General features: G+C 42.7%; 22 protein-coding genes and 1 other annotated feature. Of the genes, 16 read left to right on the top strand and 6 right to left on the bottom strand.

The genetic code is table 11. The features are described 5' to 3' along the window. Positions 1-28: 28 nt before the first annotated feature. The 4 genes from J1C81_RS08735 (at position 29) to J1C81_RS08720 (ending at position 6,666) form a co-directional block, all read left to right on the top strand. A complete protein-coding gene (locus J1C81_RS08735; protein WP_002915736.1) occupies positions 29-4,741 on the top strand; it encodes a glycoside hydrolase family 70 protein in 4,713 nt (1,570 codons plus the stop codon). 528 nt (positions 4,742-5,269) lie between these two features. Beyond that, positions 5,270-5,755, top strand: a complete 486-nt coding sequence (locus tag J1C81_RS08730; protein ID WP_427197457.1) for a hypothetical protein — start codon at positions 5,270-5,272, stop codon at positions 5,753-5,755. 75 nt (positions 5,756-5,830) lie between these two features. Beyond that, on the top strand, positions 5,831-6,082 hold the full coding sequence (locus J1C81_RS08725; RefSeq protein ID WP_002915733.1) for a hypothetical protein: 252 nt from the start codon (positions 5,831-5,833) through the stop codon (positions 6,080-6,082). Positions 6,083-6,414: 332 nt separating this feature from the next. Continuing rightward, positions 6,415-6,666: a hypothetical protein gene (locus tag J1C81_RS08720; RefSeq protein WP_155114773.1), complete on the top strand. Its 252-nt coding sequence runs from the start codon at positions 6,415-6,417 to the stop codon at positions 6,664-6,666. 307 nt (positions 6,667-6,973) lie between these two features. Here the strand turns inward: J1C81_RS08720 and J1C81_RS08715 are convergent, their stop codons facing one another. Then, on the bottom strand, positions 6,974-8,215 hold the full coding sequence (locus tag J1C81_RS08715; RefSeq protein WP_032909753.1) for a transporter: 1,242 nt from the start codon (positions 8,213-8,215) through the stop codon (positions 6,974-6,976). Positions 8,216-8,560: 345 nt separating this feature from the next. After that, entirely contained in the window at positions 8,561-9,430 is an 870-nt protein-coding gene (locus J1C81_RS08710; RefSeq protein WP_002915728.1) for an Rgg/GadR/MutR family transcriptional regulator, read from the bottom strand. Positions 9,431-9,529: 99 nt separating this feature from the next. Between J1C81_RS08710 and J1C81_RS08705 the strand changes: the two genes are divergently transcribed. Together J1C81_RS08705 and J1C81_RS08700 are read left to right on the top strand one after the other, a co-directional pair. Then, a complete protein-coding gene (locus J1C81_RS08705; protein ID WP_002900960.1) occupies positions 9,530-10,060 on the top strand; it encodes a YceD family protein in 531 nt (176 codons plus the stop codon). A gap of 104 nt (positions 10,061-10,164) precedes the next feature. Further along, a complete protein-coding gene (locus tag J1C81_RS08700; RefSeq protein ID WP_002898072.1) occupies positions 10,165-11,643 on the top strand; it encodes a flotillin family protein in 1,479 nt (492 codons plus the stop codon). Positions 11,644-11,898: 255 nt separating this feature from the next. Here the strand turns inward: J1C81_RS08700 and J1C81_RS08695 are convergent, their stop codons facing one another. Genes J1C81_RS08695 through J1C81_RS08680 form a run of 4 tightly spaced genes read right to left on the bottom strand, consistent with a single transcriptional unit; the run spans position 11,899 to position 14,638 of the window. After that, entirely contained in the window at positions 11,899-12,192 is a 294-nt protein-coding gene (locus J1C81_RS08695) for a DUF5960 family protein (protein ID WP_002898071.1), read from the bottom strand. Then, positions 12,170-12,544 carry a hypothetical protein gene (locus tag J1C81_RS08690; RefSeq protein ID WP_002898070.1) on the bottom strand — a complete coding sequence of 125 codons (375 nt, stop codon included), beginning with the start codon at positions 12,542-12,544 and terminating at the stop codon, positions 12,170-12,172. Before J1C81_RS08690 ends, J1C81_RS08695 begins: the two co-directional genes overlap by 23 nt. Continuing rightward, complete coding sequence (locus J1C81_RS08685; protein WP_002915725.1) at positions 12,541-13,956, bottom strand: Y-family DNA polymerase; 1,416 nt, start codon at positions 13,954-13,956, stop codon at positions 12,541-12,543. Before J1C81_RS08685 ends, J1C81_RS08690 begins: the two co-directional genes overlap by 4 nt. A gap of 4 nt (positions 13,957-13,960) precedes the next feature. Continuing rightward, positions 13,961-14,638 carry a helix-turn-helix domain-containing protein gene (locus J1C81_RS08680; protein ID WP_002904012.1) on the bottom strand — a complete coding sequence of 226 codons (678 nt, stop codon included), beginning with the start codon at positions 14,636-14,638 and terminating at the stop codon, positions 13,961-13,963. A 142-nt stretch (positions 14,639-14,780) separates the two neighbouring features. Here J1C81_RS08680 and J1C81_RS08675 point away from each other — a divergent pair, with 142 nt between their 5' ends. The 10 genes from J1C81_RS08675 to J1C81_RS08630 all read left to right on the top strand — a co-directional run bounded on the left by J1C81_RS08675 (position 14,781) and on the right by J1C81_RS08630 (position 23,645). Continuing rightward, on the top strand, positions 14,781-15,269 hold the full coding sequence (locus J1C81_RS08675) for a YcxB family protein (RefSeq protein WP_002915723.1): 489 nt from the start codon (positions 14,781-14,783) through the stop codon (positions 15,267-15,269). A 69-nt stretch (positions 15,270-15,338) separates the two neighbouring features. Then, entirely contained in the window at positions 15,339-15,887 is a 549-nt protein-coding gene (rsmD, locus tag J1C81_RS08670) for a 16S rRNA (guanine(966)-N(2))-methyltransferase RsmD (RefSeq protein ID WP_002915722.1), read from the top strand. Then, on the top strand, positions 15,877-16,371 hold the full coding sequence (gene coaD / locus J1C81_RS08665) for a pantetheine-phosphate adenylyltransferase (protein WP_002915721.1): 495 nt from the start codon (positions 15,877-15,879) through the stop codon (positions 16,369-16,371). The genes rsmD and coaD overlap by 11 nt, the downstream gene beginning before the upstream one ends. Then, positions 16,358-17,401, top strand: coding sequence for a SepM family pheromone-processing serine protease (locus J1C81_RS08660; protein WP_002915720.1), 1,044 nt, complete (start codon positions 16,358-16,360; stop codon positions 17,399-17,401). The genes coaD and J1C81_RS08660 overlap by 14 nt, the downstream gene beginning before the upstream one ends. Positions 17,402-17,582: 181 nt before the next feature. After that, entirely contained in the window at positions 17,583-18,164 is a 582-nt protein-coding gene (locus tag J1C81_RS08655; RefSeq protein WP_002915718.1) for a YutD family protein, read from the top strand. Continuing rightward, positions 18,161-19,249 carry a 23S rRNA (adenine(2503)-C(2))-methyltransferase RlmN gene (gene rlmN / locus J1C81_RS08650; protein ID WP_002915717.1) on the top strand — a complete coding sequence of 363 codons (1,089 nt, stop codon included), beginning with the start codon at positions 18,161-18,163 and terminating at the stop codon, positions 19,247-19,249. The genes J1C81_RS08655 and rlmN overlap by 4 nt, the downstream gene beginning before the upstream one ends. Further along, the gene (locus J1C81_RS08645; RefSeq protein ID WP_002915716.1) at positions 19,236-19,775 is read left to right on the top strand and encodes a VanZ family protein; all 540 of its coding nucleotides are present in this window, start codon (positions 19,236-19,238) and stop codon (positions 19,773-19,775) included. Before rlmN ends, J1C81_RS08645 begins: the two co-directional genes overlap by 14 nt. Before the next feature lie 75 nt (positions 19,776-19,850). Continuing rightward, positions 19,851-20,080: a binding site (T-box leader), on the top strand. A 62-nt stretch (positions 20,081-20,142) separates the two neighbouring features. Continuing rightward, positions 20,143-21,324: a tryptophan synthase subunit beta gene (gene trpB, locus J1C81_RS08640; RefSeq protein WP_002915715.1), complete on the top strand. Its 1,182-nt coding sequence runs from the start codon at positions 20,143-20,145 to the stop codon at positions 21,322-21,324. A 402-nt stretch (positions 21,325-21,726) separates the two neighbouring features. Next, positions 21,727-23,085, top strand: a complete 1,359-nt coding sequence (trpE, locus tag J1C81_RS08635; RefSeq protein ID WP_002915714.1) for an anthranilate synthase component I — start codon at positions 21,727-21,729, stop codon at positions 23,083-23,085. Next, complete coding sequence (locus J1C81_RS08630) at positions 23,082-23,645, top strand: aminodeoxychorismate/anthranilate synthase component II (RefSeq protein ID WP_002915713.1); 564 nt, start codon at positions 23,082-23,084, stop codon at positions 23,643-23,645. Before trpE ends, J1C81_RS08630 begins: the two co-directional genes overlap by 4 nt. Positions 23,646-23,648: the final 3 nt, after the last annotated feature.

Genomic DNA, 23,648 nt, shown 5'->3' with positions numbered 1-23,648 from the left:
CTTTATACCAAATTCAGAAGGAGGCTTTATGATGGAGAAAAAAATTCATTATAAGATGCATAAAGTTAAGAAGAACTGGGTAGCCATCGGTGTGACTACCTTAGCACTTATCGTAGCACCAAAAGTACTTGGTCTCGAAGCAGGTCTTGTCCACGCTGATGATGTTAAGCAGGTGGCAGTTCAAGAACCAACTGCAGCTCAGGATAGTGGCTCAGGTCAGCCAGTTCAAGTACAAGTCAACTCAGCTTCTCAGTTGGAAGCAGAAAAAGTAACTTCTGCAGACAAGGTGACTGATGTTGCTGTAGCCAGTGAAAAAACTGTTGAAACTGCAGCAAATACGGAAGCGACAGCTCAAACAGATGCTCAAGAGCCGACTAAGCCGGCAGTAGAAGAAACAGCAACTACAGAAAAGGCAGCCGTTGCTGAAGAAGCAAAAGTAGCTAATGCAACATCAGAAACTGCTAACACTGCAGCAATTGCTCAGGATAGACAAGCAAGTCCAGCAACTGCTGACAAACAAGCAAAGAAGACTGTTACAGACAAGATTGTTGCAAATCCAAAAGTTGCAAAGAAAGACCGCTTGCCAGAACCAGCTCAAAGACAGGGAGCGATAGCTGAAAGAATGCTTGCTGCTCAAGCCCAAGCAGCACCTGTTAATACTGAGCATGATGACGATGTCTTATCTCACATTAAGACCATTGATGGCAAGAAATATTATGTTCAGGACGACGGTACAGTTAAAAAGAATTTCGCTGTTGAGCTCAATGGAAAAATTCTTTATTTCGATGCAGAGACTGGAGCTTTGATTGATTCAGCTGAGTATCAATTCCAGCAAGGTACTAGCAGTCTTAACAATGAATTTACCAGAATGAATGCCTTCCATGGCACTACGGAAAAGGATATTGAAACAGTTGACGGCTACCTGACAGCAGATAGCTGGTATCGTCCAAAAGCTATCCTCAAGGATGGAAAAACATGGACTCAGTCTACAGAGACTGACTTGCGTCCGCTTTTAATGGCTTGGTGGCCTGATAAGCAAACGCAGGTTAGCTATCTCAACTATATGAACCAGCAAGGTTTGGGAGCAGGAGCTTTTGAAAACAAAGTGGAACAAGCTATCCTGACAGGTGCTTCTCAGCAGGTTCAGCGCAAAATTGAAGAAAGAATCGGTAAAGAAGGCGATACTAAATGGCTGAGAACACTGATGGGCACATTTGTCAAAACTCAGCCAAACTGGAATATCAAGACAGAGTCTGAAACAACTGGTACTAATAAGGACCACTTGCAAGGCGGAGCTTTGCTTTATACCAATAGTGATAAGACTTCTCATGCTAATTCTAAGTACCGTATCCTGAACCGCACACCTACCAACCAAACTGGTACACCTAAGTACTTCATTGACAAGTCAACTGGCGGTTATGAGTTCCTGCTAGCCAACGACTTTGACAACTCTAATCCAGCTGTTCAGGCTGAGCAACTCAACTGGCTGCACTTTATGATGAACTTCGGAAGCATCGTAGCCAACGATCCGACTGCTAACTTTGACGGAGTCCGTGTCGATGCGGTAGACAATGTCAATGCGGACTTGCTCCAAATTGCTTCTGATTACTTCAAGTCTCGCTACAAGGTTGGAGAAAGTGAAGAGCAGGCTATTAAGCATCTGTCTATCTTGGAAGCTTGGTCTGACAACGACCCTGACTACAACAAGGACACCAAGGGTGCTCAATTGCCGATTGATAATAAGCTTCGTCTGTCCTTACTTTATTCGTTCATGCGTAAGCTTTCTGTCCGTAGCGGAGTTGAGCCAACGATTAGCAACAGCCTGAATGACCGTTCTACTGAAAAGAAAAATGGCGAACGGATGGCCAACTATATCTTTGTTCGAGCTCATGACAGTGAAGTGCAAACCGTTATTGCCGACATCATTCGGGAAAATATCAATCCAAATACTGATGGTTTGACCTTTACCATGGATGAGCTCAAGCAAGCCTTCAAGATTTACAATGAAGATATGCGCAAGGCGGACAAGAAGTATACGCAGTTCAATATCCCAACTGCTCATGCCCTCATGCTCTCCAACAAAGACTCCATCACTCGGGTCTACTATGGGGATCTCTATACTGATGATGGCCAATATATGGAGAAGAAATCTCCTTACTATGACGCTATTGATGCCTTGTTACGGGCTCGTATTAAATATGTAGCCGGCGGTCAGGATATGAAAGTCACCTATATGGGTGTGCCTCGTGAGGCGGATAAATGGTCTTACAATGGAATTTTGACTTCTGTTCGTTACGGTACTGGTGCCAACGAAGCGACAGATGAAGGAACAGAAGAGACTCGTACCCAAGGGATGGCAGTTATTGCTTCTAATAACCCGAATCTTAAGCTGAACGAGTGGGATAAACTGCAAGTCAATATGGGAGCAGCCCATAAGAATCAATACTACCGTCCGGTACTCTTGACGACCAAAGATGGTATTTCCCGCTATCTAACTGACGAAGAAGTGCCGCAATCGCTCTGGAAGAAGACAGATGCTAATGGTATTTTGACCTTTGATATGAATGATATCGCAGGCTACAGCAATGTCCAAGTTTCTGGTTATCTGGCTGTTTGGGTACCAGTTGGTGCTAAGGCAGATCAGGATGCTCGTGTAGCAGCCAGCAAGAAGAAAAATGCCAGCAGTCAGGTTTACGAATCTAGCGCAGCCCTTGATTCTCAGCTGATTTACGAAGGTTTCTCTAACTTCCAAGACTTTGCAACCCGTGATGATCAGTATACCAATAAAGTCATTGCTAAAAATGTCAACCTCTTCAAAGAATGGGGAGTGACTTCATTTGAGCTGCCGCCTCAGTATGTATCTAGCCAGGACGGGACTTTCCTAGATTCTATCATCCAGAATGGTTATGCCTTTGAAGACCGTTATGACATGGCAATGAGCAAGAACAATAAATATGGTTCTTTAAATGACCTGCTCAATGCTCTCCGTGCTCTTCACAGTGTCAATATCCAAGCCATTGCGGACTGGGTGCCAGACCAAATCTACAACCTGCCAGGCAAGGAAGTGGTAACGGCAACTCGTGTCAACAACTATGGAACCTACCGTGAAGGCGCAGAAATCAAGGAAAAACTTTACGTTGCCAATACTAGAACGAATGGTACAGACTATCAAGGCAAGTATGGTGGAGCCTTCTTGGATGAACTCAAAGCTAAATACCCAGAAATCTTTGAACGAGTACAGATTTCCAACGGTCAAAAGATGACGACTGATGAGAAGATTACCAAGTGGTCAGCTAAACACTTCAACGGTACCAATATCTTAGGTCGTGGTGCTTACTATGTTCTTAAAGACTGGGCTAGCAACGAATACCTCAACAACAAGAATGGTGAGATGGTACTGCCTAAGCAACTAGTCAATAAGAAAGCTTCCACTGGATTTGTTAGTGATGCTAGTGGTACTAAGTACTATTCAACTAGTGGATATGAGGCTAAGAATGCCTTTATCCAAGATGAAAATGGAAATTGGTATTACTTCAACAACCGTGGCTATCTGGTGACAGGCGCGCAAGAAATTGACGGCAAACAGCTCTACTTCCTCAAGAATGGTATTCAGTTGCGAGACTCTCTCCGTGAAGATGAAAACGGCAATCAGTACTACTACGATAAGACTGGCTCCCAAGTTCTCAACCGTTACTACACTACTGATGGTCAAAACTGGCGTTACTTTGATGCCAAGGGTGTCATGGCTAGAGGTCTGGTAACCATGGGCGGCAATCAGCAATTCTTCGACCAAAACGGCTATCAAGTCAAGGGGAAGATTGCGCGTGCCAAAGATGGTAAACTTCGTTACTTTGATAAGGATTCAGGTAACGCTGCTGCTAACCGCTTTGCCCAAGGTGATAATCCAAGTGACTGGTACTATTTCGGAGCAGATGGTGTTGCCGTAACAGGTCTTCAAAAACTTGGTCAACAAACCCTTTACTTCGACCAAGATGGCAAGCAAGTCAAAGGTAAAGTAGTAACTCTGGCTGATAAAACTATCCGTTACTTCGATGCTAATTCAGGAGAAATGGCAGTCGGCAAGTTTGCAGAAGGTGCCAAGAATGAATGGTATTACTTCGATCAAGCTGGTAAAGCAGTGACAGGTCTTCAGAAGATTGGTCAGCAAACCCTTTACTTCGACCAAGATGGCAAGCAAGTCAAAGGTAAAGTAGTGACTCTGGCTGATAAAACTATCCGTTACTTCGATGCTAATTCAGGAGAAATGGCAGTCGGCAAGTTTGCAGAAGGTGCTAAGAATGAATGGTATTACTTCGATCAGGTTGGTAAAGCAGTGACAGGTCTTCAGAAGATTGGCCAGCAAACACTTTACTTTGACCAAGATGGCAAGCAAGTCAAAGGACAGCTAGTAACTCTGGCTGATAAATCTATCCGTTACTTCGATGCCAACTCCGGTGAAATGGCAGCTAATAAGTTTGTTGAAGGTGCCAAGAACGAATGGTATTACTTCGATCAGACTGGTAAAGCAGTGACTGGTTTGCAGCAGATTGGTCAACAAACCCTTTACTTCGACCAAAATGGCAAGCAAGTCAAAGGCAAGGTTGTCTATGTCAATGGTGCTAACCGTTACTTTGATCCGAATTCAGGTGAAATGGCGCGCAATAAATGGATTCAGCTGGAAGATGGAAGCTGGATGTACTTTGACCGCAATGGTAGAGGCAGACGCTTTGGCTGGAACTAATAGCAATAGAAATAGCTGAAACTTAATCTTTAGCTTTCTAATATACAAAAACGATAACTTCTAAATAAGAAGTTATCGTTTTTTATTTTACTACATTCTAGGGTAAATCAAAATAAGGGCGAGAACTAAAAAGTAAAGTTCATTTCTCTTAGAAAACACCTTGTATTTATAAAATATAAAAAAGATTTACAAACTAAATCAAATTTTTTACGTTTATTATATTTTTATCAACAACTGAAAAATAGCATTTATTTTACTTTTATAATACCTAGTGTAAAAGTTAGTTGAAAAATTTACTTTTATAATATCTAATGTAAAAGTTGGTCGAAAAATTTACTTTTATAATATGTAATGTAAAGTGCATTCATCAGCAAGAATAAAAGGAGGTGATGAAGATAAATCGCGTGAATAGCAGTGAATACCATTAATTTTTTAAGAAGAAAGGACTTATTCAGATGAGCAAAAAATATTTGGTGAATCGTATAAGTAACAATAATAATAAAATTTCATTAGAAAGGAAATCAAAGTATGAACAATATTCTTATAATTCTGACGACTATCGCTTTCTATATTAGTTTAAAAAAGGAGAAAACCAATTTGGAAAAAAAGAAAAAATTTTTAGTTATCATTCATTTAATTATTTTAAAAACAGGAGATTTCATATTGACAAACACTAAAACAAATCTAGTAAAAGTTATAACAAACTTTACTCCCTATGAAAAACAAATAATCGGAACAAAATTGCTTAGTTTATTGCGGAACATTCTTTTGTTAGCATATTGTGTCTTTCAATTTTATCCATTCGACAATTCGTTTCCATATATTCTTTTATGTATTTCGAGGATTCAGAGGATTATTGAGCTAATTAAAGAAATAAAAAAGAAAGTTTTGGAAATTATTAAAATTTTTAAACGGAAACGAAAAGAGCTTGAAAAGTCAGTCGTATCAAGCGATAGGAGAGTTTTTAAGCGTCTTTCCAACAATATTTTAAAAATTTTTAACACAAATTTTTAAAAAATACGATTATTTCAAAAATTCACCATTATACTATATTTTGTAATTTAAATTCATTAGAAAGGAAATGTAATTATGAATCATTTATTTATCATTCAATTTATAATCGAAAAGCTACTCCAACCAGAGTTGCTAACTACCTTAAGCAGTTGTCTAGAGGCTTTTAATAACTTTCTACAAGTAGCAACTGGCTTCTTAAATTCATTAGAAGCACTTCTAGAATCAGTAAAAGGGCTTATAATGACTATAACTGTTTCTATCGTTTTTTATAGAATACACTGTGTGAAAAAGTCTTCCAAAGTAAATGAAAAAAATGACGATGGATGATAGAATAAAAAAAGGATAAGCTTCTTTGACCATAAAAAGCTATCCTGACTATAAAAAGTTCTCCTAGCTATAAAAAAGCTAAAGATTGCTCTAAAAAAAATTAAAGATTGCTCTAAAAGACCTATAGTTGCCTTAGACAATATTTTGAAACGGTGCTAGAATACAAGGTGAAAGGAGGTTCAGCAATTTTCTAGAAACTTTTATCAACTTTCTAACAGTAGTATTGATTTTATAAAATATACAGTGTGTGTAAAGTTATAGTTTCTAGCATAGACACGATTCTACAGAATCGATATAATACATTTAAAATTAAATGGAGGGAGGTGATGAATATGCATCAGCTAAATGTAATTTTATTTTTAGCGGCAAGTTTGAAACTATCGTTTGAATTGTTCCCAATCTTGCAAATTTCGCTAAGCGCATTGAGCGGTTTGCTAGAGCTTTTTAGTAACTTTCTACAAGTATCAACTAATTTCTTAGATTCACTAGTAAGGCTTCTAACTATTTTAGTTATGTTGTTAGAACTCATTAAGAGAATAAAAAAAGAGCCTAAGCAAACTCGCAAACCCCGCAAATTTAAATAAGCTCTTATCATAATAAGGAGTTGCAGCTCCTTGCTTATGACTATTGTACCATAATTTCTAGTAAATATAGTGAAAATTCAGCTTAAAATTCGCACGCGCCCCTTTCCCCCTACTGATTCCCCTAATTTCGATTTTCTCGGTAATTTTTGCAGAAAATACTAGAGAATTATAAGAAAAAGGAAGAATCAAACGAGGGTAGCGCGCGTGTTTTATCTAAAGGAATCAGACGATTATTGCCTGATTCCTTTTTGTTATGACTGTCTTACAGGCGAATAAATTTTGATTTAAAAGAAACAAGATTGATCTATCAATTTTCTTTAACATCTTTCTTTTTTTCGATAGATAGGAGCAGAGAAATCACACCGATAATGCTGAAGATGAGCCAGCTAGCGTTCATATTCCAGAGGGCTAGGCTGCTGAAGACCATAGTACCAAAGGGAACAGAGAAAGAAAAGAGCAGACTCAGAAAGCTGGAAGTCTGAGCGAGAACATCAGAAGGCAATTTGCTCAGTAAGAGGGTGTTGATTTTGGGATTGATCTTACCGGAGATATAAGCTAGTAAAAATCCAAAAGCAATGCCGACGAAAACAGGCAGATGCAAAAAATTGCTGACAGCAAGCAGAATCATGGTAAGAGCAGCCCAGAGGGTTAGTTGATTTAGAGAGAGACGGCTAAAGTAATCGTTGGGCGTCAGGCTGGCTGCAATCATGGCTAGGACAAGAGTGGTCTGAAGAACCAAGAGAGACTGACTAAAGGATAGCTGGAAGATGGGGTTATCCAGCAAGTAGAGATTATAAAGAGCTATAAGAGAACCTGCCATAGCGTTGACGATCAGGATTTGAGCCAGCAGTTTGAGAAAATTGTTAGAACCTTCCTGCTCAAAGATCAGCTTGGACGATGTGTACATTTTCTTCAATTCTTCCTTCAGAGGAGCTTTTTTCTCAGAAATTGCCACTGGGTCATGGGTCAATCTGCGGCGGACTAAGTAGAGGATGGTGGAGGATAGGAGAAAGGTCAAAGCGTTAACCAAAGCAACTAAGAAAAAGTCTTGCTGGCTGACGGTTAGGAGCCAAACTCCCAAAGCTTGTCCGGCCAGGCTGCAGAGAAAACTGATAAGCTGGGTAAAAGAGAAGGCTTCCATAAGGTCTTTCTCTGGAACATTCTTTTTCAAAATCGGCATTTGCAGGCCGCTCCGATAGTCGCTGATGATATCTGAAAGAATATTCATCAAGCAGACGGCTGAAAAGGCTAGGTAGGAGCTGGAGCGAGTCATGAAGGCAACAAGGACAAAGAGTAGGGCTTGAAGATAACCAAAATGAATCAGCCAATGAGCCTTATGAACAGTCTTGTCAGCTTTGATGCCGGCAAAGATTGTAAAAAATGTCGGAACTAGGACGATAAAATTAGCCACAGCAATGGCAAACTTGGGATTGGGCATACTGGAAGCAAATACCACAAAAACAATATTGAAAATAGAAGCTCCCAAGGTGTTGAAGATTCGGGAAAGGCTGAGTGAGGCATAGACCCCATTTTTAAAAAATAATTTCATCGTAGACTCTTTTTCTAAACTGCAAGATTGTATAAAAGCTGATTGGGTGCATCTGTAATCTAGCTTTTTTCTCTTTCTGATGACCATTATAGACCGTTTAAAGCCAAAAACAAGGGCTTTTCGGCAACTGGTTAGGTCTCATAAGTAAGTGGTAAAATTCTGAAAGTGACTTGCGAGAGCTCTTTCTGCTTTTAGTATAAAATAGAAAACCTAAGCAGCAGGAAATATTGCATATATTCAACGATTCTTGGGTGCAATTGTTAAGATGAGTAAGTTGGAGTATATTTTGCATAAAAAAACCACTTTTCAACTCGACATCGCTGAGCTTAAAAGTGGAGATTTGCATTATTTGCTATATTTTTGAAAAGCAGTATCAAGGGCTTCTTGATAGTAGTCAGCGCTATGCTGACAGTTCAAGATTCGGAAAATATCGACAGCTTTCTTCATTTGCGAAAGCCCCTCTTCTGTTTGCCCTTTCAAACAAGCTAACTCTCCCTGAGCAAAGAGATAGACAATTCGGAAGTAAGTCTCATTTTCTTCATAAAAGTGTCGCTCAATGACTTGTTGGAAATAGTCTGCCTGGGTGATATTTTCCTGACTGATGGCCAGCAAATATCCATTAAGAAAAGTAGTGTGCAGGGTGTTGCGGTTGTTGGCAAACAAGGCGGCAAAATCCTTTCTTGAGAGGATTTCTTTGGTGTATTGGGAAAACAAGTCTAGGGATAAAACCGGAGTGCAGACAGAGAAGAGATTGAGCTCGTAGCGCCCCCAAATATCAACTGAAAAGAGGTAATCATGCAGGAAATCCAGCTCGCCTGGGCTAGCCTTCTCAGACTCTTTGAGGGCACAGAGATAGGCCTTTACAATCAGGCGTTCAACCCAATCACTAGCATGCTTGCTTTTTTGAGTGATTTTTTCTTTTTTCAGATAAAGTTCTTCTAAGAGATCAAGCTGATTGGCTTGCAACAGGTCTTGAATTTGGCTTAAGAGTTCCTTGTGAGAATGATGATTCTGGATGCCGGCTGCAACGGTAAATTCTTCCGTTTCCGTGCGGATGGCGCTGAGAGCGCTAAAAAGTTTCTGTGCCGAAAGTTCGCTCTGCCCATTTTCAAAGCGAGAGAGCATAGATTTTGAAAATTCTCCGCCAGTCGCCTCGGATAAAGAGATGTGCCTTGCCTCGCGAAAAAATCTAAAAACCTGTCCTAGATGTTCCATTGTCTTCCCTCCTTACAATTTATTATAACAAAATAATTTTCAATAACATTGAAGCGCTCAAACATGATATAATATAAAGAAAAAAACAAAGAGGAACTTATGTTGCATATTCAAGAAATTCGGAAGAATCCAGATGGACTAGCCTTTGAGAAAAAGCTGGACTTGGCAGAGGAGTTAAAAGAACGCAATCCTGAGATTTTAGATGTTCAGGATATTGTAGCCAAAGGAAAAGTTCAATATGAAGACGGCCTTTATTTTCTGGATTATGACCTGTCTTATACCATTACCTTGACGTCCAGTCGCAGTATGGAGCCGGTGGAGCTCAAGGAGTCTTATCTAGTCAACGAAATTTTCATGGAAGAAGGCCAGGCTGCATCGCAGGAATTGATTGATCAGGACTTGGTGCTTCCGATTGAAAATGGCGAGATTAATATAGCCGAGAGTGTAGCTGATAATATCCTGATGAATATCCCGCTGAAAATCCTAACAGCTGAGGAAGAAGCCGGTCAAGGTTTTCTGTCTGGTCAGGACTGGCAGGTTATGACAGAAGAAGAATTCGCCGCTGCCCAGGAAGCTCAAAAAGAGAAGAACAATCCTTTCGCCGGTTTGCAAGGACTGTTTGATGAATAATTCTTGTAAAAATTTTGAAAATAATTTGAGAATTTGAAATAATTTGTTATACTAAGTATAAAAAGAAAATAGACAATGGAAATTGTCTTTTAGAAGGAGATTTAATGGATACATTTTTCTTTCCAACTTGGTTGATTCCAGTAATTATTGGTCTGGTTGTCCTTGTCGTACTTTTAGTGAAAGGCTATGTTAACGCACGCCCTAACGAAGTAGTTGTAATTACAGGTCTTCGTAAACAGCGTCACCTTCGAGGTAAGGCTGGATTTATGATTCCTTTTGTTGAGCAACGCTCTTATCTGGACATTGAGCAGTTCTCAACAGATGTTCGTACGTCTGAGGCGGTGCCAACTCTAGACTTCATTAATGTTCGTGCTGATGCAGCAGTTAAGCTAAAAATCGGAACGACTGACGAAATGATTGCTCGTGCGGCAGAAAACTTCCTTAATTGGAATACAACTGATATTTCTAACTCTGTTCAAGATGTCTTGGAAGGAAATCTTCGTGAAGTAATTGGTCAGATGGAATTACGCAAGATGGTCAATGACCGTCAGGAATTTGCCTCAAAAGTGCAGGATAACGTAGCTCCTGATTTGGCTAAAATGGGCTTGGAAGTCATCGCTTTTACTGTCCAATCTTTTTCAGATGAAGGTGGCGTGATTGATAATCTCGGTATTGAAAATGTCGAAACCATCAAAAAAGATGCCTTAATTGCAAAGGCTAAAGCTGAACGTGAGCGCAAGGAAGTAGAAGCTGAGCAAGACAAATTAGCAAACGACAAGCGGGTAGCTGCTGACTTGGAAATTGCTCAAAAGCAAAATGAGTTGAAACTGAAGCAAGCAGCCCTCAAGCAGGAAGCAGATATTGCGCAAGCTAAGGCTGATGCAGCCAAAGGGATCGAGGCAGAAATTCAGCGTCGTGAGCAAGAGCGCGTGGCCGCTGAAGCTAATATCATGAAGCAAGAGAAGGAAGCTGAAGTCAAGGAACGTGAAGTTAAGGTCCGGGAGCAAGAACTGGATGCTAACATCCGCAAACAGGCTGAGGCTGAAAAATACTCTCGCCAACAAGCGGCGGAAGCACAATTGATTGAGCGTCAACGTCAAGCCGAGGCAGAACTCTTTGAAACACAAAAAGAAGCCGAAGCTCGCAAGGCTCAAGCCGAGGCTGAAAAGTTTGCGCAACTGCAAGAAGCCGAAGCTATTGAAGCTAAAGGACGTGCTGAAGCGGAAGCGATTCGTCTTAAGCTAGAAGCCGAAGCTCAAGGTTTGGATAAAAAAGCAGAAGCCATGAAGAAGATGCAAGAAGCAGCCATTACTGAGATGATTGTAGACAAACTGCCAGAAATTGCCCGTGCTGTAGCAGAGCCGCTTACTAAAGTGGACAAAATCACTATGTATGGTGAAGGCAATGCTTCTAAGATGGTTGGTGATATCATGCAGAGTATTGACCAAGTGTCGCAAGGTGCAGGCTTCGATATTCGTCAACTCCTAGCAGGAGCTCTTGGTGTTAATATGACTGTTAACAAGCTAAAACAAGATGAGCAGCCGGTTATTGAAGCTGCAAATCTTGACACCGATAAAAAATAAAAGAAAAGATAATTCGCTTTGACTTTCACCCCAAAAGTTAGACAGAAAATCTAACGATTGGGGTGTTTTTAGTATGAAATTAGTTTATACAAATGAACTGAATAGATAACCTAAAAAGAATGGCGCTTCTTGGCTTTAAATATAGCTGGCTCAAATCTTTAATGTTATTTACCTGACTTAAAGCAATAAATAATTGAGAAGATTCTAGTAGATGGCCAGTTCCCTACAATAAGCTCCCAAACTAAGTTTGGGAGCTTATTGATTTATATCTTCTGTTTGGCCTTGATAGTGGTAGATACAGAGTCGTTTTGCTTGGTCTGGACGACTGACGGTAAAGTGGAAGTAATGGTCTTTCTTGTCCAAACTTTTGGTCTTGGAAAGTTTGAAATGAGTGACCTGGCGGCTGGCCATGTGGAGTAGGATATCATCTTCCATGACCATCAGAGGCTGGGGAAGATTGGAAAATTGATAAAAATCCTCTTGAAATTGATAGTAATTCTGGGAAAAATAGTCAAATTGAAGTTCCTCATGTACATTTTGAGTGGTCATCTGCGCCTCCTGAAGCTTGTATCGAAAGAATCTGATGGATAGCAAGGCCTTTGTAATGGTCACCTTCCTGCAGGAGGACCTGCTTGCAGTCCAGATGAAAGACGGTAGCAGTAATGTCGGTCAGCTTTCCCTGATTAAGAAAGGTGATTCTGATGGGAACTTGATGACTGTAGGCTTGGTTGAGTAACTGGAATTTCTCCTGTCTGTCAAGCTGGGCCAGGCGACTGATATCTAGTTCTTTTTTGGCCAAAGCAGTGCTATGCTCAGAGAGGAAAAAGCCAGCCCATTTAGCCATGCCCCGATCCTGAAAGTCACGAGCAGACTGATAGGGGAGATAAGAGCGGTCAGTCATGATAAGCCCTCCAAACCTCCAGCAGAATGGCCACCGGTTAGCTTGCTTCTAGCAATAGCACGGGAGGAGTCCAGCAAGGCATTTCCCTTAAGCAGAGAGGCAAAGCCGAAGCAATCTCTGATGCGGTCAATCGTCTGTTGGAGCTCCTCTTCTTTTTGAATTTGCAGAGGATCGTCAAAGAGAGAAATCAGACCATATCCTTGATCGACAAAGTCACTGTAAAAAACGCCAATCTGTCGGATAGCCCCGCCCTGATATTTGGAACGAAAAAGCTGAACGACGATTTGAGCCAATCGATCGCTGTTGTTAGTGGGCTCAATTTTTTTCTGTGTATGAATGGAAGGCAGGCGCTCCTGTTTGGAATAGCGGGCATAGATTGAGACGCGTTGGCATTTTTTGCCAGAGCGTCTGAGACGAATGGCGACCTGCTCAGCCATTTCTCGAAAAACCAGCTCAATCTCTGCCTTCTGTCTATAATCTCGGGGGAGAATTTGCGAATTCCCTAGGCCGTGTGACTTGACCTGATAAGGCTTGTGCACATTGCTTTCATCAATGCCGTGAGCGTGAAACCAAAGCTGCAGGCCCATGACCCCCATTTCTTTTTTGAGAATATCGGGATTAAAGTGAGCCAAATCATAAATGGAGTGGATTCCCAGCTTCTTAAGACGGGTGGCTGTTCGGTGGCCGATGCCCCAAAAATCAGTCATGTTTGGAATAGTCCAGACCTTACTGGGAACATCTTCATAGGACCAGTTGACCCGCATCTTTTTTGTATGTTTGGCTTCAATGTCCAAGGCTAGCTTGGCGAGGAGGGGATTGGCGTTGCTCAGGCCGATAGAGGCATAAATCCCGGTCTTCTTCCAGATAGCCTGTTGAATGCGGGCAGCCAGCAGATCCAGTTTGGTCCTGCGGTCCAGCGTCTGATCGGGAATGAAGTAGTTGATAGAGCTTGTCAAATCTAGAAAACCCTCATCGATTGAGTAGGGAAAAATGTCGTCGGGAGCTGCGAAATCCTGGAAAATTTTTTGGATTTCCATGTTTTTATGGATGTAGTAGTTCATCCGAGGTGGGACCAATAAGGTCTTTTGAGCAGCATATTCAATAAAGCGCACATAATCTGCTGTAATCGGCAGTCCCTGCTTGCGAGCAACAGCATAGTTGAACTTACGGGTGTGGACATCAAAAGGAAGATTATAGCTTCGGCTGACATTCTGGTTGCCGAAATTATTTTTAAAGAGAGGGGTAGCAGCTAGTATCAGTCCAGCAGAATTTTCAATTCGGCTCATGACACAGAGCGAGGTTTTTAAAGGGTCAAGGCCGAGGGCAATGCATTCGCAAGAGGCATAAAAACTTTTCATATCCACAAAAGCGATGTCTGAACGAGGCTCGCGTGAATAATCAAATAGGACCATAGTTTTATACCTCAATCGGCAGAAAATGTCCGACTACGATACCAACAATGCTAGGCTGGTCTTCGTAGGGAGCAAAGAGATCCTCGTAGTCAGGATTGATAGATTCTAAACGTAGACCTTCAGCTTCTCGGTAGACTTTTTTGATATAGGTCTTGCCATTCCACATGAGAGCATAGACTGCCCCATCGTAGTCGAATCCTGTCTGTTTCATAAGGGCAACAGAGCCATTGGGATACTTGGGCTCCATAGAATCCCCAGAGACCCAAGATGCAAAGTCGTGCTGGATATCTTGATCAAAGTAGACAGTTTCATAGTCTGTTTCATTGTCATAATAACTGTGACCACGACCTGCAGCCAGCTCAACGGATAGAACTTTATAGGCTGTAAGAGAGCTAACCTTGCGCTGTCTCTCTAGGAGTTGACTAGCTAGCTGGTCTACTTCCTTTTTATGCGGTGGGGTTAGTAAAGGGTAGGTGTAGAGCGTACTGGTCTCATCCACAAAGTAGTTCTCTTGGACCTTGAGACAGGTGGCCAACCTCCTGAGATTTTTTGCGTGGGGTTCTGCTAGACCATTTTCCCAAGCAGAGTAAGTTTTTCGAGAGATGCCAAGCTCTTGGTAAATGGAAGACTGTGTCAGATTAAGCTCCAGCCTGCGTTTTTTTAATTTTTCATGCGAAAACATATCACACCTCCTATGTAACGTTTTAAAAGTTACATATAGTATAACAAATGAAATCGAGAAAAGCAAGTTCTTTCTTGAGTATTGTTATTTTTAGCAAGAGTGTGGTAAACTGTAGGGAGGAATATAACTTGGAGGTAGAGAGATGTTTCCTATGACAGCAAAAACGATTATGACAGAAGAAGCTTATCGCCGTTTCGCTTGGACCAATTTTTGGTATAAAAAGAATGGCCTCTTTTCACTGATTCTCCCTGAGATAGTGGTGCTGATATGCGGTGCAATCTGTTTTTTCATCGGGGAACCTTTGCGAGGCGTAGCTTTTCTTGTTACTGTGGCTGTCCTTCCTTTTCTTTACTATCTGTCCATGAATCGCCATATTAAAAAGTTTTATAGAGGCAACCCCCTCTGGCATGATATAGAGCAGGAGTTTAGCTTCTATGAGACAGACTTTCGTGTCGTTAATCGGAATAACAATGCCAGATTTGACTATCAAGATATTGTGGCGATTATAGACAAGCCAGAAACTTTTTATATTATGGTTGGCCGGTCAATAGGGCTGATCTTGGATAAGGCAGACTGTCAGCCTGAATTAATTGATTTTTTACTAAAACTAAAAGAAAACAGAAGTCTCTAATTTGGGGGACTTCTATTTTTTGTCTGTCAAGTTTTCAAAAAATTGGCCTCCTGTGCGATGTGTGTTATAATGTTTTTTATGAGAGTTGTTGCAGGTAAATACGGGGGCAGGCCCCTCAAGACTTTGGACGGCAAGACGACCAGACCTACGACCGATAAGGTCAAGGGGGCAATTTTTAATATGATTGGTCCCTATTTTGACGGCGGTCGGGTGCTAGATCTTTATGCTGGGAGTGGGAGTTTGGCCATTGAAGCTATTTCGCGAGGTATGGAGGAAGCTGTCTTAGTCGAAAGGGATCGCAGAGCTCAGGCTATTATTTCAGAGAATATTCAGATGACAAAGGAGCCGGAACGTTTTGACTTGCTCAAGATGGAGTCTGGCCGAGCTTTGGAAATGTTGACGGGGGCTTTTGACTTAGTTCTCTTAGATCCGCCTTATGCCAAGGAGCAGATTGTGGCTGACCTTGGGAAGCTAGAGGAGCGTCAGCTCTTGAGTCAAGATGTCCTAGTAGTCTGTGAGACGGACAAGGAAGTAGAGCTGCCTGAGGAAATTGCAGGGCTGGGCATTTGGAAGCAGAAGATATATGGAATTTCAAAGGTGACGGTGTATGTCAGATAAGATAGGATTATTCACAGGGTCTTTTGACCCGATGACCAAGGGCCATGTGGACCTGATTGAGCGGGCCAGCAGGCTCTTTGATAAGCTCTATGTAGGGATTTTCTATAACCGAGAAAAGTCTGGTTTTTTCACAATTGAGGCCAGAGAGCGCATGGTCAAAGAAGCTCTGCAGCATTTGGATAATGTTGAGGTTATTACTTCTCAGAATGAGCTAGCAGTGACAGTGGCCAGAAGACTAGGAGCCAAGGTCTTTGTGCGTGGTCTCCGTAACAGTCAAGACCTAGACTATGAAGCCAATATGAACTTTTTCAATCAGGAATTGGCGGGAGAAATAGAAACGATTTTCTTACTCAGCAAGCCGGACTATCAGCATATCAGTTCATCACGTATTCGTGAGCTGATTGCTTTTCAACAGGATATCGCAGCCTATGTGCCCCAAAGTGTAATCAAAGAATTAGAAAGAATCAACAATGAAAAGAATTAAGAAGTTTATATTGCCGACGGTCATTGGCGTCACTATTGCCTTTTTTATAGCAGCTCTTTACGTTCGTCTGCCTTATTATATAGAAGTTCCTGGTGGTGCCGAGGATGTTCGTAAGGTCTTGCTGGTTGATAATAAGGCCGACAAGGAAGCGGGTTCCTACAACTTTGTGACGGTCGGAGTAGAGCAGGCAACCTTTGCTCATCTGGTCTATGCTTGGCTGACCCCTTTTACAGATATTTATTCTGCCAAGGATATGACGGGTGGCTCCACGGATGAGGAGTTCAATCGGATCAACCAATTTTACATGGAAACATCACAAAATATGGCTAAATATCAAGGGTTGACGACAGCTGGTAAAGAGATTAAGATGGATTATCTGGGGGTTTATGTCCTGCAGGTAGCTGATAACTCAACCTTCAAGGGAGTTCTCAATATTGCTGATACGGTAACTGGTGTCAATGACAAAACATTTGAAAGTTCTGAGGAGCTGGTCAAGTATGTCAACGCGCAGAAGCTTGGGGATAAGGTCAAGGTGACTTTCCAAGAAGATGGTCAGGAGAAATCGGCAACCGGAAAGATTATCAAGTTGGAGAACGGTAAGAACGGGATTGGGATTAGTCTGATAGACCGGACGGAAGTCAGCAGCAGTATTCCAATTACATTTTCAACTGAGGGTATCGGCGGTCCTAGTGCTGGTCTTATGTTCAGCTTGGCTATTTATACCCAGTTGGCTGATCCGACCCTTCGTGATGGCCGCGATATTGCAGGGACCGGCAGCATCAGCCGAGAAGGTGAAGTTGGTGAGATCGGCGGAATTGATAAGAAAGTTGTTTCAGCAGCCCAAAGCGGAGCAGATATCTTCTTTGCACCCAACAATGAACTGACAGAAGAAGAGAAGAAGCTTTCTCCTAATGGGAAAAACAACTACCAAACGGCTCTGGAGACAGCCAAGAAGATTAAAACGGATATGAAAATTGTTCCAGTTAAAACGCTACAGGACGCCATTGACTATCTGAAAAAGAACAAGTAAGATCTTAGCTTTTGCTAAGATTTTTCTTGTGAAACAGACAAGATCAGCTGGTCTTCTCTACTTTAAATCGTCTGACTTTTTTCAGAAAGATATTTTTGATGAAAAGTCCGCGAAATACTGGCTGATTTATGATAAAATAAAGTGTTGTAGATAAACTATCCAAGATTGTTAAAGGAAGAGTATGCGTAAAGATATTTCACCTGAATTATATAATTATAATAAATTCCCAGGACCGGAGTTCAAACAGATTGATAGCAAGATTGTTGCAGAAAAATTCGAGTTTGAATTGATTGAGAACTATAAGGAAGGCTTTGACTTGACGGCCTTTCATCAGCGTTTTTCAGAAATTCTCACCAAGTTTGACTATATTGTCGGTGACTGGGGCAATGAGCAGCTGCGCCTGCGTGGTTTTTACAAGGACGAGCGGGCTAATGAGAGCGATGAGAAGATCAGCCGCTTAGAAGACTATTTGCTGGAGTACTGCAGCTATGGCTGTGCTTATTTTGTCTTGGAAAATCCAAATCCCCAGCGCGCTTCCTTTGATAAGAAATCGCATGGCAAGAAAGAGACAGAAGGTCGGTCAAAACGTTCTCGCAATAGCCGTTCTGGGAACAACCGTAATCGCAGAAGCGAGCGAGACCGAGACAGCCGTTCTAAAAGAGACAATAAGCGCTCTCGTAACAATTCCCAGCAAGATAGGCAGAAAAAGCAAAAAGACAGCAATCGCCATTTTGTAATTCGTCAGAATAAAGGAGAAAAATGAAACCATCTATTTATAGCTTAACGCGTCAGGAAATGATTGAATGGGCGGAAGCTCAGGGAGAAAAGAAATTTCGGGCCGCCCAGATTTGGGAGTGGCTCTACCGTAAACGGGTTCAGTCTTTTGAAGAGATGACTAATCTGTCCAAGGACTTGATTGCCAAGCTAAATGATCAGTTTGCCGTCAATCCGCTTAAACAGCGTATCGTCCAAGAGTCTGCTGACGGTACGGTCAAGTACCTCTTTGAGCTGCCGGACGGTATGCTGATTGAGACGGTGCTCATGCGCCAGCACTATGGACTTTCTGTCTGTGTGACCACCCAAGTTGGCTGCAATATCGGTTGTACTTTCTGTGCCTCTGGCTTGATTAAAAAGCAACGCGACCTCAATAACGGTGAGATTGTAGCTCAGATTATGCTGGTTCAGAAGTATTTTGACGAGCGTGGTCAGGATGAGCGGGTCAGCCACATCGTGGTTATGGGAATCGGTGAGCCTTTTGACAACTATGACAACGTGCTCAAGTTTGTCCGGACGGTCAATGATGACAAAGGTTTGGCTATCGGAGCCCGTCATATCACGGTTTCGACTTCAGGGCTGGCTCATAAGATTCGTGACTTTGCCAATGAAGGTGTGCAGGTTAATCTAGCTGTATCCCTCCATGCCCCGAATAATGATTTACGGACCAGCATCATGCGGATTAACCGGTCCTTCCCTATCGAAAAGCTTTTTGCGGCTATCGAATACTATATTGAGACGACCAACCGCCGGGTGACCTTTGAGTACATCATGCTCAATGAAGTCAATGACGGGGTAGAGCAGGCCAAGGAGCTGGCTGAGCTGCTCAAGAATATTAAGAAACTGTCTTATGTCAATCTCATTCCTTACAACCCCGTTAGCGAGCACGACCAATATAGCCGCAGTCCCAAAGAGCGCGTGATGGCTTTCTATGATACTCTCAAGAAAAACGGAGTCAACTGTGTAGTTCGTCAGGAACATGGTACAGATATTGATGCAGCCTGTGGCCAGCTGCGTTCTAATACTATGAAGCGTGATCGCGAGAAAGCATTGGTAGAAAATGTTCAGCCTTAAGAACTATCTGACTTCAGACGGTGAGCTGACTTCTAAGGGACGGAGATTGCTAGCAGGGGGAAGCTGGCTCTATTTCCTGATGCTTTGCATTCTGTGCTTTATTCCTCAGGTTCCAGAGCCGGGAATGGAGACGCCGGGAATCCAGTATTTTGGCCGAATAGTGGTTTTGTTAATCCCTTTTAATTCCTTTGTAAATATTGGCGAGATTACTTCTTGGATTCAGCTGGTCAAGGTCTTTATCCAAAATCTAGCCAATATCTTCTTGCTATCACCCTTAATCTTTCAATTGCTTTACCTCTTTCCTAAACTGCGGAGCACAAAGAGAGTTGTATGGCTGAGCTTTGGGATGAGCCTGTCTATCGAAGTGACTCAGATTCTGCTGGATCTTCTTATCAACGCCAACCGAGTCTTTGAGATTGATGATCTTTGGACCAATACTTTGGGTGGTTATCTGGCTTGGCGGGCATTTCAGCTTGGTCAGAAAATCTGGAAAAATCGTCAAGACGACGCTCTCAAAAGAGATTAGCGCGCGAAAGGTTCGGGTTTAGGAGAAAAAATTAAATTTTTTCTTGACAAGAAAAAGGGAAAGGCCTATAATAAAATAAATCATCAGAAAAGTAATAATTTTTTCTACTTTCAGGGAGCCTGTGGTTGGTGGAAACAGGCAGTGGAAGGTTATGAAGTGGGCTGATGCAAAAAATGAATTTGAAGCAATAAAAATTCGGTGAGCACACCTTACAGTGCAGCTTGTTGTTAGACAAGACAGAGATATGGAGGCAGTCTATACTTTGCTCCATAATTGAGGTGGCACCGCGATTTTACGCCCTCACACAGAGTTTTTTCTGTGTGTGGGCTTTTGTTTTGCTTGAAAATAAAGAAATGAGGCAATCAAGATGACAGAAACTAAAGGATATTTTGGACAATTCGGCGGCTCCTTTGTACCGGAGCCTATCCAGGCCTTGCTGGATGAATTGGAAGCGACTTTTGAGAAGTACAAGGATGACCCAGAATTTTTAAATGAATACCGACATTATTTGGCAGATTATTCAGGTCGGGAAACCCCGCTCTACTATGCAGAAAGTCTGACCCAGCACCTGGGCGGAGCTAAGATTTATCTGAAGCGGGAAGATCTCAATCATCTGGGCTCTCACAAGCTCAATAATGTTTTGGGACAGATTCTTCTAGCTAAGCGCATGGGCAAGACCCGAGTCATCGCTGAAACTGGAGCTGGCCAACATGGTGTGGCAACTGCGGCAGCCGCAGCTAAGTTTGGTATGAAGTGCGATGTTTACATGGGTGCAGAGGATGTAGAACGCCAGCGCCTTAATGTCTTCCGCATGGAAATGATGGGTGCGACTGTTCATGCAGTGGAAACGGGAACCAAAACCCTCAAGGATGCTGTGGATGCAGCCTTTGGAGCTTGGATGAGCGATTTGGAAGCCTTCTATGTTTTGGGTTCTGCTGTCGGTCCTCACCCTTATCCGACGATTGTTCATGAGTTCCAAAAGATGATCAGTGAAGAATCTCGCCGGCAGATTTTGGACAAGGAAGGCCGCTTGCCGGACTATGTTATTGCCTGCGTAGGTGGCGGCTCCAATGCTATCGGCGCCTTCTCTCAGTATGTGGCGGATGAAGAAGTCAAGCTGGTTGGTGTTGAAGCAGCTGGGCGTGGACTTGATACAGACCAGCACGCGGCGACCATGACCAAGGGAAGTGTCGGAGTAGTGGACGGTATGAAGACCTACGCTGTCTTTGCTGAAGATGGTCAGGTGGCACCGGTTTACTCAATTTCAGCAGGCTTGGACTATCCGGGAGTTGGTCCTGAACATGCTTTCTTTAAAGATTCTGGTCGAGTAGAATATGTAGCAGCGACAGATGATGAAGCTGTAGATGCTTTGCTCCTCTTGACACAAAAGGAAGGAATTTTGCCGGCAATCGAAAGTTCTCACGCCATTGCTGAAGCCATCAAGCGAGCTCCGCAACTGTCATCTGACCAAATCATCATTATCAATGTATCTGGTCGTGGAGACAAGGACGTGGCAGCCATTGCCGACTATCTAGAAAAACGAAAATAAAATACCCAGCAGAAGAGTAGTAACATCCCTCCTTTCAGAGAGTCTGTGGTTGCTGAGAACAGGCAGGAGAAGTTATGAAATGGGCTGTTGGAGTCAAAATTTTGTCCATTAGTTGAACTTTTATTACTTTGTTAGCATGCTTTGTTGTAAACCAGTATGCTGCCTTCTACTAAAAGGGATCTAAATGACTGTAAATAGGTAAATGAGATGTGGAGCCTGAAAACTCCATAACTGAGGTGGCACCGCGATGACACGCCCTCACAGGATGAACTGTGCGGGCGTTTTTCTGTAGTTCTGGAGCAAGTTACGACAGTGAACAGGTGCTATCTGTTCTTGCGAATGCAGTCATAGCTAGCAGTTTGTTCCTCCTTAAGCACTTCTGATTAAATAGAAAGAAAAATTATGCAAAAGATTTTACCAGCTGATATTTTATCACCGATTCTGGCTTATATGCGGATTCAGGGCGACCACAAGGTGATTTTGGAGAGTATTCCGAGAGATAGCGAGACAGCCCGCTTTTCTATCCTAGCCTATAATCCAGTCTTTGAAGTCCGCTATGAAAGCGGCCGATTAACAAATAACGGGCAAGTAATAGAGGCGGATCCCTTGGACTATCTTCATGAGTTGGCCGTAAAAAAAGGCCATCATTCAGACCTGCCTTTTGGTGGTGGAGCTATCGGTTTTGTCGGCTATGATATGATTTCCCTCTATGAGGAGATTGGCCAGATTCCAGCTGATGTGATTGGAACGCCGGATATGCACTTTTTCGTCTATGAGAGTTACATGGTTTTTGACCATAAAAAAGACAAGGTCTATATCGTTGAGGAGGCGCTCTACAGTAATAGAAGCGAAGCTGATTTGGCTGCTAGTCTGGAGCGAATCATGACTGAGCTGGCGCAGCCAGCAGCAGATGAATTTTCACCACTGGAACTGTCCAGTTTGAACTTCCAGAGCCATATCGAGCAGATGGCTTTTGAAAAAATGGTGGAAGATGCGCGCAGCTTGATTCGGCAGGGAGATATGTTCCAATGTGTGCTCAGTCAGCGGTTTTCAGCAGAGTATTCTGGTAAACCACTGGATTACTATCGCAATCTGCGTGTGACCAACCCTTCCAACTATCTCTACTTCTATGATTTCGGGGATTATCAGATTATCGGAGCCAGCCCAGAAAGTCTGGTGTCTGTCAAGCAGGGTCAGGTTACGACCAATCCTATCGCTGGGACCAGGCCGCGCGGGAAGGATGAGAGAGAGGATAAAGCCTTGGCAGAGGAGTTGCTGGCTGACGAGAAGGAAGTGGCGGAACACCGCATGTTAGTTGATTTGGGGCGTAATGATATTGGTAAAATTGCTCAGAATAATAGCGTGGAAGTCACTAAGTACATGGAGGTAGAGTATTTCCGCTATGTCATGCATCTGACCAGTGTAGTCCGTGGTCAGCTTTTGCCCCAACTGACAGCTATGGATGCCCTCAAGTCAACCCTGCCGGCCGGCACCGTCTCGGGTGCACCTAAGATTCGAGCCATGAAGCGAATTTATGAGTTGGAGCAGGAAAAACGTGGTGTTTATGCGGGTGCTATTGGCTATCTGTCTGCGACAGGGGATATGGATTTTGCCATTGCTATCCGGACCATGATTTTGAAAAACGGCAGAGCTTATGTTCAAGCTGGAGCGGGTATTGTTTATGACTCAATCCCTACTAATGAATACCAAGAAACCATCAACAAGGCCAAATCAATGACCAAGATAGGAGAGATGCAATGATTTTATTGATTGATAATTATGATTCTTTTACTTACAATCTAGCCCAATATATCGGCAATTTTGCAGAAGTTAGGGTCTTGCGAAATGATGATGCAGGTCTTTATCAAGCAGCAGAAGCAGCTGATGCTTTGGTGCTGTCTCCGGGTCCAGGCTGGCCAGCAGATGCAGGACGGATGGAAGAACTTATCCGTAATTTTACCGGTAAAAAGCCGATTTTGGGGATTTGCTTGGGGCATCAAGCCATTGCAGAAGTATTTGGCGGAAAGCTGGGTTTGGCTCCCAAAGTCATGCACGGCAAGCAAAGTATTCTGCGCTTTGAGAGAAAATCTCCTATCTATCAAGGGATAGAGGATGGGCGGCCGGTCATGCGCTATCATTCGATTTTGATTGAGGAGATGCCGGAGGAGTTTGAAGTGACGGCTCGGGCGGTTGATGACAACTCAATCATGGCTATCCAGCACAAGAGCCTGCCTATTTATGGTTTTCAGTATCATCCAGAAAGTATTGGCACGCCGGACGGCTTGTCGTCTATCAAGAATTTCATCGATTTAGTAAAGTAAAGG

Origin of the sequence: Streptococcus sanguinis, from assembly GCF_050225395.1 — a bacterium.
Taxonomy (GTDB): Bacteria; Bacillota; Bacilli; order Lactobacillales; family Streptococcaceae; genus Streptococcus.
Note: the sequence above shows the minus strand (reverse complement) of the source record. Positions and strands in the feature narration are given on the sequence as shown.